The following is a 16,143-nucleotide window of genomic DNA, read 5'->3' as shown; positions in this document are numbered from 1 at the left end:
TTCGGCCGTCCCGTATCAAACAAGGGAGCTACAACGAATAGAGCAAAAGAACCAGGAGAATTGATTTGTAATTTTTTTCAACATTTTTCATGCTCAAACGTTACATCGCCCTTATGGCTGTAGATGTTTGTAAAAAATACACGAAATTACTCGTTAAAAAGAGAATATAGCATTCATATGCTTTTAGAATCATCTTTTTGAATACAATTGACTTTCGTATCTTACATCCTCTAGGCTAGTAAATGAAAATGATAATCTTTATCAATTGGAGGAGTGTTTTATTATGTCCATCAAAACCGTTTCTAAAAATCAGCAATTTTTAGAGCAACAAAGTCAAAGAGAATCTAATGCAAGGTCTTACCCGAGACGGTTCCCATTAGCCATGCAAAAAGCCGAAGGTATGATCGTGACAGATGCAGATGGTAGAGAATTTTATGACTGCCTAGCAGGTGCAGGAACACTTGCCCTTGGTCACAATCACCCGGTTGTTATAGATGCTATTGAACGTATGCTTCATGAAAAAAGACCGTTGCATACGCTGGACATCACTTCAGAGATTAAAGAAGAATTTGTGAATGAGATTTTTTCTCACTTGCCAGAGGAGTTTGCAAAAAGAGCAAAAATTCAATTTTGTGGACCAACTGGTGGTGATGCTATAGAAGCAGCAATTAAATTAGTCAAGACAGCGACGGGAAATCGTTCCATTCTATCATTCCACGGAGCATATCATGGTGCTACACATGGCACGATGTCATTAAGCGGCAACTTATCGCCAAAAGAAAAAGTACAAGGATTAATGCCAGATGTTCACTTCCTGCCTTATCCATATGAATACCGCTGCCCATTTGGAATTGGCGGTAAAGACTCACATCGCATTTCAAGCTCTTATATTGAGCGTGTATTAAATGACCCTGAGAGTGGAATTCTCCCGCCAGCAGGCATGATCTTTGAAGCGGTGCAAGGGGAGGGCGGCTCCATCCCGGCATCAATTGAATGGATACAAGAAATGAGACGAATCACAAAAGAAAAAGGAATTCCACTTATTATTGACGAGGTTCAGTCAGGCATCGGCCGAACAGGTAAGATGTTTGCCTTTGAACATGCTGGTATTGTGCCAGATGTCATTGTGTTATCAAAAGCAATTGGGGGAAGCCTTCCGCTATCCGTTATGATTTATGACAAAGACTTAGATCAATGGAATCCAGGTGCGCACATTGGCACGTTTAGAGGAAATCAAATGGCGATGGCAGCTGGAACTGCTACGCTTAAATTTATAAAAGAAACCAATCTGCTTGATCATGTAGAAGCACTTGGTCAGCGTATGCAGGCCAATCTAAAAGACATTCAAAAACAAGTGCCTGCTCTCGGTGATGTACGAGGAAGAGGATTAATGATTGGTGTTGAAGTTGTGAATCCAGATGAGAAACAGGATGTGGACGGCAGTTATCCAGCAAATCCAGAGCTAGCCAGTCTCATTCAAAAGAATTGTTTTGATAAAGGCTTAATTGTGGAGACAGGAGGCCGTTTTGGAAGTGTGATTCGATTCTTACCGCCTTTGATCATGACAGAAGAACAGCTTGAAAAAGTCATCACGATTTTTAAAGAGGCAGTTTACGATGCAGTCAACTAAACCATCTGTCGATTCATTATTTATTCAACAAAGCCAGCTTGGGAGGGAGTCCTTCCAAGCGGCTCTCTACACATCCATCGACAGCTTACTGGCAGAGTGGCAAACAAGCAGAGGACCGTATAGTGGAATATTGCCTGGGAAATTAGCGGCTCATGTCGAATCGTTATTCCAGATTCAACCGGCTGGTGAATCCATTGAGTCTGTTTTTCAAGATATAAAAAATCACCTTTTACCGCATTTAGTTGATGTGTCACATCCTAAATGCCTGGCACATTTGCATTGCCCACCTCTTATCCCTGCTCTGGCAGCAGAGGTGATCGTAAGTTCCTTTAACCAATCAATGGATTCCTTTGATCAAAGCGGCATTGCATCTTTGGTTGAGGAGGAAATCCTCAAGTGGTTATGTGAAAAATTTTCTTATGGAGAACGAGCAGATGGGACCTTTACGAGCGGTGGAACCCAATCTAACTACATGGGACTGCTTTTAGCAAGAGATGCATTTTGCGAAAACACTTGGCAATGGAATGTACAGCAGAAAGGGTTGCCGAGCGAGGCAAACCGTATGCGGATTCTTTGCTCCAAGAATGCCCACTTCACTGTGAAAAAATCAGCATCTCAGCTAGGTTTAGGTGAACAGGCTGTTGTGTTAGTTGAGACGGACGAACATCACCGAATGGACCTGCATGATTTGCAGAAGAAGCTTATGGAGCTTAAAGAGCAGGATTTGCTTCCATTTGCAGTCGTGGCGACTTGCGGGACAACTGATTTTGGCAGTATTGATCCTGTACGTGACATTTATGACATGGTGAAGCCTTTCGGTTTGTGGATTCATGCAGATGCTGCCTATGGAGGAGCGCTTGTATTAAGCAAAACCTTCCAAGGAAAATTAGATGGCATCGAGCTGGCTGATTCGATCACGATTGACTTTCATAAGCAATTTTATCAGCCGATCTCCTGCGGGGCATTTTTACTAAAGGATAAAAGACATTTTGGTTTGATTGATTACCACGCAGATTATCTCAACCCAAAGGAAGATGAACTGGAAGGCATTCTGCATCTCGTGAATAAATCTGTTCAGACGACGCGCCGGTTTGATGCGCTAAAACTCCTTCTCTCTCTGCGTATGATTGGAGAAGAAGGGTTTGCAAGTATCATTGACCATACCATCCATTTTGCGAAAGATGTGGCTACGTTGATTGAGAAAAATGAGCATCTTGAGGTGATCAATCCTGATCCAGAAATCAATGCAGTCGTGTTTCGTTTTATAGATGATCATCAAGCAGAGGACATCAATAAAATCATTCATCGCACACTTTTCCAAACAGGAACGGCTGTCGTAGCAAAAACAGTAGCCGATGGTCAAACTTGCTTAAAATTCACTTTGTTAAATCCGAGAACGACTATTACACATATTGAGGAAATCCTTTCTGACATTGTTGATATCGGGATCGCTCATATTCAATCCGGGAGGGTACTACGTTGAGTCAATATAAACAAATGGCTGAAAATGCAACTATGCAAAGCTTTTTAAACTGTTTTTTACGTGAAACAGGAATTGATCGATCTGCAAAGAAAGAGACAAAAGCAGACGGCTCACTTGTATTTGTAGCAGCATTAGCAAAACAAGATCTTGAGCTTGTCATTCCGATTCGATATTTTTCGCCTGTAGGCCGTCATCTCTTTGATTTTCCCGTTCGCTTTCGCCCGCAAGGCAGTGAGCAACAGGGAACGATCATCGATTACACCACACTTGTTGCTTTATGTTCAAAGGAACTTCTCATTGAATATGGCCGCACAGATGCAGAGGATGAGTTCATGCTTCGCATCATTTTAAGCTGCCGGAATATTGAACGATTCATCAGAGAGAGAGAAAGTGATCGAGCGGCTCTTTCTTCAGCTGATTTTGAATATATTGAAGCGGAGCAGTCACTTCTTCTTGGGCATTTAACGCATCCTACACCAAAAAGCAGACAAGGAATGAAAGAAGAGGAGGAAGCTATTTATTCTCCTGAGCTGAAAGGCTCTTTCCAGCTTCATTACTTTAAAGCACATCCGTCAATTGTGCTTCAGGATTCTTCAATTTCACAGTCTGCGGCAAGCCTCATGTTTGAGGAGCTCATGCGACAGATGCCAGAAGAAAAAGAGAGACTGACGACGTTAACAGAAGGCGGTCAATATGTCCTGATTCCGATTCATCCGCTACAAGTCCAAGTGGTCATGGAGAAAGCGTTCGTCAAGCGTTATATAGAGGACGGAATGCTGACGTATTTAGGGCCGCTAGGATCTGAATACACAGCGACATCTTCCTTTAGAACGGTCTATCAAAAAGACTCTGCGTACATGCTTAAATTCTCTGTCCCTGTAAAGATCACAAACTCTTTACGCGTTAACAAACAAAAGGAACTTGATCGTGGAGTTGAGATGTCTCGTATCTTAAAAACAGAATTAGGCGTTTCATTATATGACAAATTCTCTGGATTCCGTGTGATTGAAGATCCTGCGTATCTATCTATTCAAGGGGATGAGGCGGAATCTGGCTTTGAAGTCGTCATTCGTCAAAATCCATTTTTGCATCATGAAAAAGGGGCAAGCTTAATTGCAGGGCTATGTCAGGATCATGCATACGGAGGAAAATCAAGGCTTTCAGGCATTATCAATGAATTAGCAGATGCTGAAGGCAGATCAACAGAAGATGTCAGCCGTGATTGGTTCACACAATATTTATCGATTTCGTTAGAGCCGATGCTTTGGTTGTTTGAAACGTATGGTCTTGCCCTTGAAGCCCATCAGCAAAATGCTGTCGTACAGCTAAAGAATGGATATCCGCACACATTCTATTATCGTGACAATCAAGGCTACTATTATAGCGAATCGAAAAAGGATCAGCTTGCGAAGCTTGTTCAAAACTTAAGCGTCAGAAGTGAAACCATTTGTGCAGACGATGTAGCGGTTGAGAGACTGCGTTACTATTTCTTCTTTAATCATTTGTTTGGTCTTGTGAATGGTTTTGGTACAGAGGGGCTTGCAAAAGAAGAAGATTTATTAGCCCTGATTAGAGACACACTGCTTGCGCATGAAGAGACATATGGTGCATCTGAGCTGACGAACAGTCTTCTTCGGTCACAGGAGCTGCCTTCAAAAGCGAACTTACTCACGAGGTTTGAAGATATGGATGAGCTGACGGGTTCTTTAGAAACTCAATCCAGGTACACGTCTGTGTTGAATCCGCTCTTTTTACATAAGGAGGCGCTGATTGGATGAGGCATCGAATTGGGTTCATTCGCGCTGAATATGAACGGGACGTCCAGCTTGTCCACAAGTGGATGCAAGAAGAGTATGTCCACCCATTTTGGCATTTGAATATTCCATTTCCTGCTTTTGAAAAGCACTTTTATCAGGCCATTCATGATCCGCATCAAACCCTTTATTTAGGAACCATTGATGGAACGCCGATGAGCTATTTTGAAGCATACAATGTGAAAGGGGATATCATTGAATCGTACTATGAGCCTTCTCCGCATGATCAAGGCATTCACCTGTTAATTGGAGAGCCAGATTATGTAGGGAAAGGATTTGCGGCTCCGCTGCTTCAAGCCATGACAGCATTTCAGTTTGAGCAGAACAAACGAACAGAAAAAATCGTGGCTGAGCCAGATATTCGGAACGAAAAAATGATTCATGTCTTTGAAAAGTGTGGATTCGAACGTGTGAAACCAGTTACTTTACCAGATAAAACAGGTCTTTTGATGTTTTGTCATCGAGATCGATTTGAAAGGAAGTATAACCATGACGCGGTTCAACAAGCAAAATAATGTAGTGGATGTCATTGGGATTGGTATTGGACCATTTAACCTAGGGCTTGCTGCATTATCTGAAGAAGTAGATGAAATTGACGCTTTGTTTTTTGAAAGAAGTGAAGCGTTCCACTGGCATCCAGGTATGCTCATTGAAGGGACAACACTTCAGGTCCCCTTTTTAGCGGATCTTGTCAGTATGGCGGATGTGAAAAGCAAATATAGCTTTCTCAACTATTTGCAGGAACAAAACCGTTTGTATTCATTTTACTTTCTAGAAGACTTCCATATCCCGCGCAAGGAATATAGCCATTATTGCCGCTGGGTCGCGGATCAATTAGATTCTTGCCGATTTGGCATGAATGTCGAATCTGTCTCTATCGTTGAAAAAGCTGGAGAAAAACGATATGAAGTGCATGTCCGTCATGTGAAAGATCAAACGGTAGAGGTGTTTGAAAGTAAGCATCTTGTTTTAGGTATCGGTACACAGCCTGCGGTACCAGCATCTCTTCAGCCAGCTTTAGGGGATCGGGTGTTTCATTCTGCTGATTACTTGAAACGAAAGAAAGAAGGCTGTTTTAAAGGAAAATCCGTGACGGTCATCGGTTCTGGTCAAAGTGCGGCAGAAGTATTCTATGACATTTTATCAGACGATGAGGCGAAGGATATTCATTGGTTTACACGCTCTAAAGGGTTTTTCCCAATGGAATATTCAAATTTGGGTCTTGAGTATTTCTCTCCAGACTATATTGATTTCTTTTATGAGCTTCCGCAGCCTAAAAAAGATGCGCTATTAAAGCAGCAAGATTTGCTGTATAAAGGCATCAGCTCAGCGATGATCCGAGATATTTATCACTTGCTTTATGAACGTTCTGCTTGCGGAGAGCAGCTGAACACCGTGCTGCAGGCGATGACGGAGGTCAATTTGATTGAGGAAACGAGGGACGGCTTATCGCTTTCATGCAATCAATGGGTCAAAGAGGAATCTTTTACGCATGAGACAGACATTGTCGTCTTGGCAACGGGCTATCAATCTGTATTACCGCCATTTATTGATCCGATTTCCCATCATATTCAGTGGGATCATCAAGGACGCTTCCAGGTTGAACGTGAATATCGATTGAAAACAAACACATTAGGTGAAAATGATATTTTTGTACAAAATGCAGAGCTTCATACACATGGAGTAGGCGCACCAGATTTAGGGCTAGGGGCGTACCGAAACAGTGTCATTATCAATGAACTGGCTCGTCGACCTGTGTATCCACTTTATCAAAAGCATGTTTTCCAGACATTCGGTACACATAAACACGCAAATACATTTGAAGAAATCAAAGGGTAAGGAGGATGAACCGATGAGTATACAAGATGAAATGAAAAAAGCGGTCAATCCTGCTGCTTGGAAAAAAGCAAACCAGCGAATGGTGGCAAAAATGCTGTCCGAATATATGTATGAGGATATGCTTCATCCCGTTCAGCTAAATCATCAGGATGGCATCGCCCAATATGAATTAATCATTCACGAACAGAAGAAATATCGTTATCTCGCAAAACCTCGTTTGTTTGATAGTTTTGATACGATTGCTGAATCGATCGAGTGCTGTCAAGACGGAACGTGGACAAAGGATGTTAGTGCCATTGTGTTTTTACTAGACATTCAGCCGATCATCCCAATGTCTTCTGAAACAACTGGCCATCTGATCAAAGAGCTTCACCATACCTTGTTAGCTGATGTTCATTTGCTGTCGAAAAAAGCACTTCGTGCAGATGAGCTGACGGATACAGATTACGCATGGATTGAAGGCGAGATGACTGGTCATCCGTGGATCGTCTATAACAAAGGGCGTATTGGGTTCAGCTACGAGGATTACTTAGCCTATGCACCTGAAAGGCAGGAATGTGTGCAGCTGTCTTGGATTGCTGTTCACCGAGAGCTTGCGACTTTCCATGCGGTCGATCATGAGAACTATGAGCACATCATTGCCAAGGAATTAGACGAAGTCACGATTCGTCAATTCCAACGTGTGTTAAAGGATGAAGGGCTGAATGCGGCTGATTATTATATGATGCCTGTTCATAAATGGCAGTGGACACATATGATCATCCAACATTTCCCCGAAGATTTAGCGATGCGCCGTATTGTGTATTTAGGAGAAGGGCTGGATCAATATATTCCACAGCAATCGATCAGAACCTTTACGAACATCTCAAATAAAGGCAAGCATCATATTAAATTGCCAATGAGTATTTTAAATACGCTAGTGTACCGGGGGCTCCCATCAGAACGTACGGTGATTGCTCCTCGTATTACAGCGCATATTAAAGGCATCGCCGATCAAGACGTCTTTTTGTCCGATGTATGCCGCGTCATTTTACCAGGTGAGAATGCGAGTATCAATGTTGATCATCCTTATTACAGCAAGCTACCTGGTGCGCCATATCAATACCTTGAAATGCTTGGAGTCATTTTTAGAGAAAGCATTTATACGTATTTAGATGAAGGGGAGAGCCCTGTTACGCTGGCGGCACTGACGTATGAAGATCATGAAGGCGAGCCTTATCTGAAGCAGCTCATTGAAAAATCGGGTCTGTCAGCAAAAGAATGGATGGCGTCATTCTTCCATGTTGTCATGCCGCCGCTTCTGCACTTTATGTATCAATATGGCACGGTGTTTTCACCGCACGGACAAAATACAATTCTTGTATTAAAAGATCATAAGCCGCATCGTTTGGCGATCAAAGATTTTGTTGATGATGTGAACATTAGTGATCAACCGCTGCCTGAATTGGCTTCATTAGAAGAAGATCTAAAGGAAGTGCTGCGTAGTGAGCCGCCTGAGGGTCTTGTACAATTTATTTTTACGGGCCTGTTTATTTGCAATCTTCGTTACGTGTCAAACGTGTTAGACAATCACAATCTGTTAGATGAAACGACGCTTTGGCGCTTGCTTGCAGAAGAAATTCAGCAGTATCAAAAGCAATTTCCACAACTAAAAGATCGTTTTGCTTTATTTGATCTATTCCAGCCTCAGCTGACAAAGCTTTGCTTAAACCGTAATCGCATGATTGATTATGGCTATGGAGATGGAGATGACCGGCCGCATGCATCAGAGCATGGCAAGGTCACAAATGCACTCGCTCAAGTTCTCTCATCCGTAGGCGAAAAATAAATAAGAAAAGCTGTAGACAACATCTGTCTACAGCTTTTTGATTTTTTAAGAAAATGCTTGTGAGGCCAGGAAATAGAGAAGCGCAGGATCGTTCTGCTTTTCGTTCCCGCGAATCATCATAAAATGTGCGACGTTTGTTTTCGTAAATCCTGCTTCTACAAGTGATGCATGCAGGCGTTCAGCTGTTTCTTCCTGCATATCTAAACGAAAGGCGCCAGAATAAGACGTGAGAAGTGATTGAATGAGTAATAGCGCCGTTTGTTCATCGTTTGCTGCAAGCGGGCCAATCATCAGATTAGCTGGTGTTTCCACACCAAACGCGAAGCCGGTGATTTCGTGGTGTTCATCCTTTGCGATCAGTTTAAATGCTGCTCGCTCCATTCGTTTTATTAAGAAGTTTGATCGATTGGTTCCTGCGCCTTTTTCATCCAGTCTTTCAATAGACGGGAGGTGCGTTTCATCAGCGGGAAAAAGATGAATCTGATGTGACGGATGAAGCGCACTAGGGTTTGTTTTTTGTGCTTTGTATGTATGAATATAACCGGCTGTCTGAAAGCCGATTTTTTCATAGACTGGCTGTCCTTGTACAGTAGCCGTTAAAACGACAGGGACACTTGGATCACTATGACGAAGCAGTGTGTCAATCATTTGACGGGCAAGACCGAGGCCTCGATGTGTCTCAGATACAATGACCGCTCCAATTGATGCCACACTGTCATACTGAAAAAGTCCAGCGCATGAAATGACTTGTCCTTCAGTTGTTGTAAAACCGGTAAAATGTCCATTTGTTAAAAGAGATGTGAGCTCTTCCGCATTGTAATCAGGCCAATCGACCTCTTTTGACAATGCGACAAGGTCTGGTATGTCATCAAGGGTTAAAGATCGTTGAATAACGTTTGGCAATACACGCAACTCCTTCTTAGCTGATTTCTCTCTATGTATCGTACCATAAGAACGCATAAGAAAAAGGAAAAGGGGATACCTTTTCCTTTTGTCTAGTTTAATAATTGAGGTCACGGTTGTATTCATATTCAAAGGTGAGCTGTAAGTTCTTAATTGAGACAACGCCTACTTTGATTAACCGTCCACCGATCAATTGAGGAACCTCGGTTGCATTAAAAGAAACAAAAAAGCGGTCTTTTGCTGGCACTTGACTTGTTTTATAAGAAGAGATGTCAACTTTTTGACCGTTCCAAGGTACGTTCACTGTTCCGCCTTTTAAGGAAGAGACGGTGAATACATAATTATATGCATTTGTACTACCTTTTTCAGCTTCTAATGACAGGCCAGTGACAACGGCATCCTGCGGCAAGCTGCTTAAATCAAAAGAAGAATTGGGAGATCCGGCTTCATTGAAACTATTCAATGTGGCAGGTGATCCATATCGTTTGGTTGTGCCTTTTTCAATACTTTTATCAAAGACAATACGATACATGTTGTCCTCTTCATTTAATAATTGCTTTGGTTTGACGGCTAAATAGTAGTCAGTACTGGCGGCAATTTTCGGCATATGGATGATTTCATTTTGGTTGTTTGTTCGCACAGAGGAAGACACGAGTGACCCGCTCTGATTGTAAAGATAAAGATCGAAATCATTTCCAGCTTTCACATTGACGAGTTTGATAGAAAAGCGGCCATCTGCTCCATCAAATTTAGAGCTGGTGAACCGGTAAAAATCAATGTCATTCATAGAAGAGATACTGCCTTCGTGATATAAATAGGTCTTGTTTAGATGAAGAGAGTGCTGTAAGAATTGAGCTTTGTCCATCGTATCATTGTTTGCATAATCACTGTCTGGATACAGATGCTCCAATTCTTCTGTATAATATTTGGTTTGTTTAGTAGACGTTTCACTTGCTTGAGCAGGTGATTGGAAAAGAGGGCTAGCGATAAAGAGGCCTGTAAGCAATAAAACCCCGATCTTCTTTTTGAACATGACAAACATCTCCTTTTAAGTAAATGACTTTCATTTATAATATCGGTAAATAAACTTAATTTTTCATATTTATTCCATTTTTATTTATAAAAAGAACCTCCAATTCAGGAGGTTTTTTTAGTGAACGTTAAAATATCGAGCTTCAGGATGAGAAACGACAATGGCTGAAACGGATGCTTCAGGCTCCATCATAAACCCTTCTGTGAGATGAATCCCGATTTTTTCTGGCTGCAGCAGGTGGAATAGTTTTTCTTGGTCTTCTAGATTAGGGCACGCTGGATAACCAAAGGAATAGCGCTGACCTTGATATTTGGCTTGGAATCGTTTCTCCATCGTGAAATCGACTGGGTCTGGGAATCCCCATTTATCACGAATTACTTGGTGCGTTCGTTCAGCCAATCCTTCTGCAAGCTCAAGTGCTAAAGCTTGGACAGCATGCATTTTCAAATAGTCACCCTCTTGTTTAAATTGCTGCGCAACTTCTCGTATGCGGGCACCAGCCGTCACTGCAAATAAGGCGATATAATCTTTCTCGTTCTCTCCGGTTTTCCGCACATAATCAGAAATAGACCGGTACGGAAGTTTTTCCTGTCTTGGAAATTGGAATGTCTCAATGACGCGGTCAGGCGCTTCTGGATCATAGATATGCAGGTCATTCCCATTTGAATTGGCAGGGAAGAATTGATAGACGAATGCAGGTGCAAACCAGTTTTTCTCTCTGCCTTCTTGAAGAAGATCTGTGATCAGCTGTTTTAACTCCAATGCTTTTGGATGCTGTTCAGCCAAGAGCTTTTTGACCTTTCCTTTTAAACCGAGGTGATGGCCGATCAGCATTTGCTCATTGACATAGGGCATTATGTGGTGCAAATCAATATCCCGTACATAATGGCGTTTCGTATTTTCTGGCGTGAATATCGCTGCCTCCGGAAGTGTCGCGCGTTTTTCTAGTAATTCAATCACAGCTTTTGGCTGCGTTGTTTCTTTTTCCTTATGGAGCGTTTCTTGATCCTCTAAGGGTTTTGTTTGAAATTGAAGAGGGTTCGTTCTTAATTCATTCGCTAAAGACAGACCGTCCATTGCATCTTTGGCGTAAAGGACGGGGCCATCATATTGAGGCGAAATTTTCATCTTCGTAAACTTCCGTGAAAGCGCCGCGCCGCCCACCAAAATGGGAACAGAGATGTTTGCTTTTTGTAAATCTTGAGCGGTCAAGACCATTTGCTGTGCTGATTTGACAAGTAAACCTGATAGTCCAATCATATCTGGCTTTTCTTTTTGCACCGCTTCAATCAATGTTTGTGGGGTTACTTTGATTCCGAGATCGACGACTTGAAAGCCATTATTGCTCAAAATGATGTCGACCAGGTTTTTCCCTATATCATGGACATCTCCTTTGACGGTGGCGAGGAGAATCTTCCCTTTGCCGCTTGCGTCCTTTTTCTCCATAAATTGCTCAAGGTATGAAACAGATGCTTTCATGACCTCAGCGGATTGAAGCACTTCAGCTACAATCAATTCGTTTTGATTAAAAAGGCGCCCAACCTCTGACATTCCCTGCATTAATGGTCCATTGATGATATGAAGAGGTGATTCAAATTTCTCCAAAGCAAGGGCAAGGTCATCAATCAGGCCTTCTTTCGTCCCTTCGACGACATAGAGTGCCAGTCTTTCATCAAGCGATAAGGAGATCTTTGGTTTTTTCTCTGTTTTCTTTTTCCCGCGATAAAATTGTGTGAACTCAGCAAGGGTTTGATCATTTGTTTCATAAAGTAAAGTTTCAGCCAGCTTGATTTCTTCCTTTGGAATTGAAGCGAAGCGTTCAAGCTTTTCAGTATTCACGATCGCATAATCAAGCCCTGCTTTGACGCAGTGATACAAATAAACGGCATTCAATATTTCTCTACCAACTGGCGGGAGTCCGAAAGACACGTTACTAATGCCTAAAATGGTGAGACATTCAGGCAGTACTGCTTTGATTCGCTCAATGCCTTTAATCGTCTCTTCAGCAGCACCAATATACTGTTCGTCTCCAGTACCTACTGGAAAGACAAGCGGGTCAAAAATGATATCACTCGCAGGGATTCCATATTTTTTCGTGAGCAGGTCATGGGATCTTACGGCAATTTCAAGTTTTCGATCTGCTGTGACGGCCATCCCTGTTTCATCGATTGTTCCAACAACAAGTGCGCCGCCATATAGCTTGACAAGCGGAAGAATCTCTTCAAAGCGCTCTTCTCCATCCTCTAAATTAATAGAATTGATAATGGCTTTTCCTTGAGAATACATGAGTGCTTTTTCGATGACATGTTTATCGGTTGAATCAATGACAAAAGGAGCTTTCACTTTTTTCATGGCTTCTTTTAAAAAGCCTTCCATGTCTGCTATCTCATCACGATCAGGGTCTGCTAAACACACATCAATGACGTGAGCGCCATTTTTCACTTGAGCACGGGCAATTTCTGCTGCCTCTTCAAACTTTTGTTCTGCGATGAGCCGTTTGAATTTGCGTGAACCAATGACATTTGTGCGCTCACCAACAAAGAGGGGGCGCATCGCTTCTTCATAAATGAGGGGCTCGATTCCTGATACGGTATGCGGTGATGACTCATGCGACATGCTGCGGGGCTGAAGCGGACGTACTTCATCTGATAATGCCTTAATATGTGCAGGCGTTGTACCGCAGCAGCCGCCAACGATATTTAACCAGCCTTCTTTTGCAAAAGCGGCGATTTTTTTAGCAAGCGAAGCAGGGGATTCGTGATATTGTCCTTCTTCATCAGGGAGACCAGCGTTTGGATAGCAGCTGACAGCCGACTTTGAGATGGAGGAAAGTGTACGGATATGGTCTGTCATAAATTCTGGACCAGTTGCACAGTTTAGTCCGACGCTGATTGGTTTCATATGCTCAAGTGAGATATAAAAGGCTTCAATATCTTGACCGGCAAGGGTGGTGCCCATTGGTTCGATCGTCCCTGACACCATCAGTGGTAGCTCAATACCGGTTGCGTGAAAGGCTTCTTGAATGCCTTTAAATCCAGCTTTGACATTCAGCATGTCTTGACTCGTTTCTAAAAGAAGAGCATCACATTTCCCATCAATCAGGGCGCGGGCTTGTTCTTCATAATTTGCAACGAGCTCTTCAAACGTTGTGCCGCCTGTCACGGATAATGTTTTTGTAGTGGGCCCCATTGCGCCTACTACAAAGCGGGGCCAGTCTGGCGTCGACAAACGGTCTGCTTCACGCTTTGCCAGCTGAGCTGCTTTTACGTTCAATTCATAGGCGAGATGGCCAAGTCCATATTCATCGAGAACGAGCTTCGTCGCACCGAATGTATTTGTTTCAATGAGGTCAGCACTTGCCTCTAGGTATTGCCGGTGAATCGTGGAGATAATGTGAGGGGCTGTGACGTTTAAATATTCGTTACAGCCCTCATACTCTTCTCCGCCGAAATCCTCTGCTGTGAGATCGGCGTTTTGAATCATTGTGCCCATTGCACCGTCAAGGACGAGGATGCGTTTTTTGAGCTGTTCAGTGATAGTTGGCATGGATGTTTGGCTCCTTTTCTTTCTGATGGATGTAAGTTGTCAGTTCTGCTGTTAAATCTGATCGAAGGAAAGGGGTAATTAAATAGATACCATTAAACAATTCGCAAGCTGTATCTAATAAAGAGCGGGCAATCGCTAACCCTTCTGTCCGCTGCTTTTCTTTATTTTCGCCTGCCTTGGCCATAATCTCACGAATCGAGTCAGACAATTTAATGCCGGGAATTTCATGATGAATAAACTCTGCGTTTCGGCTGCTTGTTAGCGGCATAATACCGATGTAAATCGGTTTATCCAAATGTCGGCTTTCTTCATGAATCTTCACAAGCTGTTCCTCAGAGTATACAGGTTGTGAAATAAAATAATCGGCACCGTATTCGATTTTCTTCTCGAGGCGTTTGACTGCTTTATCAATATGACGGACATTTGGATTAAACGCGCCAGCCACTGAAAAATTAGTCTTTTTCCCGAGCGGCTTCCCGGAGAAAGATAGTCCCTCGTTAAATTGTTTGATCAGACGGATCAAATCAAAGGAGGTTAAATCATACACAGATGTCGCACCTGGGAAGTCTCCAATTTTAGACGGATCGCCTGTGATGGCTAAAATATCGGTTAGTCCAAGTGTGTCCAGCCCCATTAAGTGGGATTGGAGTCCAATCAAATTGCGATCACGACATGTGATATGGACAAGTGAACGCATATCAAGCTGCTGTTTTAATAAAGCGCCGCATGCCACATTGCTAATACGCGGGGTAGCTAGAGAGTTATCGGCCAGTGTGAGGGCATCAATGCCTGCACTTTTTAATTCGTTCGCTGCGACGAGGAATTTTTCAAAGTTCAGCTTCTTCGGCGGGTCTAGCTCGACGATAATCGAACGTTTTTTCACAGCCAGCTCGTCAAGACCTGGTTCTGTCCGTTGATCTTGGATGGAAATGATTTCTTCTTTTAATATTTTCACTTCTTTTTCGGTGATAGGTGCTAAATCTTTGACCGCCTCAGCCATGGCGCTAATATGCTGAGGGGTTGTTCCGCAGCAGCCTCCAATGATTCGTGCGCCCTGATTTCTAAACTCAAGTGCACTTTTTCGGAAATAATCATTATCTGTATCATAGACGAGTCTGCCTTCTTCAAGGGAGGGGAGACTGCTGTTTGGATAGACAGATAAATGAGAATTTTCCAAAAGTGGAACACCTTCAAGTGCCTGAATCATATGATAAGGGCCCAGCCGGCAGTTAATGCCGACGACATCAGCGCCAAGTGAGGATAATTCAGATAAACCGTCTTTTAGCGGTGTCCCGTCCTGCAATACACCTTGCTCATGCATGGAGACGTTCATGACAATCGGAAGCGCTGTTTCTTTGCGAGCAATCTCAAGAACGGCTTTTGCTTCTTCAATATCGTAATATGTTTCAAGCAGTAATCCATCAGGCTCTTCATTTAAAAGGATATAGAGCTGTTCTCTAAAGCTCCGTTTAATCTCGTCTAAAGAGTAGGCATTTTTGTTAAATGTTCGAATGCCACCGATCGTTCCAAGGACATAAGCTGAGCCAGCGGCTGCTTTGGCAATTTGTACAGCTTTTGTGTTAATGCGTTTTGTTTCTTCTTCTAAACCGTAGCGGGATAGTTTAATATAATTCGCACCGTATGTGTTCGTTTGAATAATGTCCGCTCCAGCTTGCACATATGCCTCGTGCACTCTTTTGACTTCATCTTCTTTTGATAAATTTAATTCTTCAAAGCAACGGTCAATGCCATAAGAGTATAAAAGTGTTCCCATTGCTCCATCAGCAATCAGTACGCGATTTTGTAAGTCTTGTAATAGGCCCATTGGTTTCCTCCTTATTTCTATGTAACAAAAAAAGCCTTCTGATAAGAAGAAGACTTTTTGGCTGTATGGAAATTCTTCTTCTTATCTTCCAAGCAGTTGCTTGCTGGATTTAGCACCTTGGTCATAGAAAATAGATTTCTACTACACCGGTTGCTGAGGCTTCACAGGGCCAGTCCCTCTGCCTCTCTTGATAAGAAAGCGATATGAACATGTCAATGAATTGAACTTCCATCAACTGTATC

10 protein-coding genes and 1 riboswitch are annotated in these 16,143 nt (G+C 42.7%); of the genes, 6 read left to right on the top strand and 4 right to left on the bottom strand.

Annotation, left to right across the window (positions count from 1 at the left end):
• Positions 1-283: 283 nt before the first annotated feature.
• Genes LCD32_RS00685 through LCD32_RS00660 form a run of 6 tightly spaced genes read left to right on the top strand, consistent with a single transcriptional unit; the run spans position 284 to position 8,594 of the window.
• Positions 284-1,630: an aspartate aminotransferase family protein gene (locus LCD32_RS00685; protein WP_224562546.1), complete on the top strand. Its 1,347-nt coding sequence runs from the start codon at positions 284-286 to the stop codon at positions 1,628-1,630.
• Entirely contained in the window at positions 1,617-3,113 is a 1,497-nt protein-coding gene (locus tag LCD32_RS00680; RefSeq protein WP_041507481.1) for a pyridoxal phosphate-dependent decarboxylase family protein, read from the top strand. Before LCD32_RS00685 ends, LCD32_RS00680 begins: the two co-directional genes overlap by 14 nt.
• Positions 3,110-4,891 (top strand): IucA/IucC family protein, encoded by a 1,782-nt coding sequence (locus tag LCD32_RS00675; RefSeq protein WP_060780958.1) that lies wholly within the window; start codon positions 3,110-3,112, stop codon positions 4,889-4,891. The genes LCD32_RS00680 and LCD32_RS00675 overlap by 4 nt, the downstream gene beginning before the upstream one ends.
• Entirely contained in the window at positions 4,888-5,442 is a 555-nt protein-coding gene (locus LCD32_RS00670; protein WP_007499091.1) for a GNAT family N-acetyltransferase, read from the top strand. The genes LCD32_RS00675 and LCD32_RS00670 overlap by 4 nt, the downstream gene beginning before the upstream one ends.
• Positions 5,417-6,766, top strand: coding sequence for a lysine N(6)-hydroxylase/L-ornithine N(5)-oxygenase family protein (locus LCD32_RS00665; protein WP_039167398.1), 1,350 nt, complete (start codon positions 5,417-5,419; stop codon positions 6,764-6,766). Before LCD32_RS00670 ends, LCD32_RS00665 begins: the two co-directional genes overlap by 26 nt.
• A 13-nt stretch (positions 6,767-6,779) precedes the next feature.
• Entirely contained in the window at positions 6,780-8,594 is a 1,815-nt protein-coding gene (locus LCD32_RS00660; protein ID WP_017366993.1) for an IucA/IucC family protein, read from the top strand.
• A 45-nt stretch (positions 8,595-8,639) separates the two neighbouring features.
• Here LCD32_RS00660 and LCD32_RS00655 read toward each other — a convergent pair whose 3' ends face one another.
• The 4 genes from LCD32_RS00655 to LCD32_RS00640 form a co-directional block, all read right to left on the bottom strand.
• Positions 8,640-9,497: a GNAT family N-acetyltransferase gene (locus LCD32_RS00655; protein WP_035392462.1), complete on the bottom strand. Its 858-nt coding sequence runs from the start codon at positions 9,495-9,497 to the stop codon at positions 8,640-8,642.
• A 97-nt stretch (positions 9,498-9,594) separates the two neighbouring features.
• Positions 9,595-10,530, bottom strand: a complete 936-nt coding sequence (locus LCD32_RS00650) for a hypothetical protein (protein ID WP_008348558.1) — start codon at positions 10,528-10,530, stop codon at positions 9,595-9,597.
• A gap of 117 nt (positions 10,531-10,647) precedes the next feature.
• Positions 10,648-14,076 (bottom strand): methionine synthase, encoded by a 3,429-nt coding sequence (gene metH, locus LCD32_RS00645; protein WP_046527337.1) that lies wholly within the window; start codon positions 14,074-14,076, stop codon positions 10,648-10,650.
• Entirely contained in the window at positions 14,060-15,901 is a 1,842-nt protein-coding gene (locus LCD32_RS00640; RefSeq protein WP_046527338.1) for a bifunctional homocysteine S-methyltransferase/methylenetetrahydrofolate reductase, read from the bottom strand. The genes metH and LCD32_RS00640 overlap by 17 nt, the downstream gene beginning before the upstream one ends.
• A gap of 78 nt (positions 15,902-15,979) precedes the next feature.
• Positions 15,980-16,098, bottom strand: a riboswitch (SAM riboswitch).
• Between the last annotated feature and the right edge of the window lie 45 nt (positions 16,099-16,143).

The sequence above is a fragment of the Bacillus sp. RSS_NA_20 genome (genome assembly GCF_020165915.1).
In the GTDB taxonomy this organism is placed as follows: Bacteria; Bacillota; Bacilli; order Bacillales; family Bacillaceae; genus Bacillus; species Bacillus altitudinis.
Note: the sequence above shows the minus strand (reverse complement) of the source record. Positions and strands in the feature narration are given on the sequence as shown.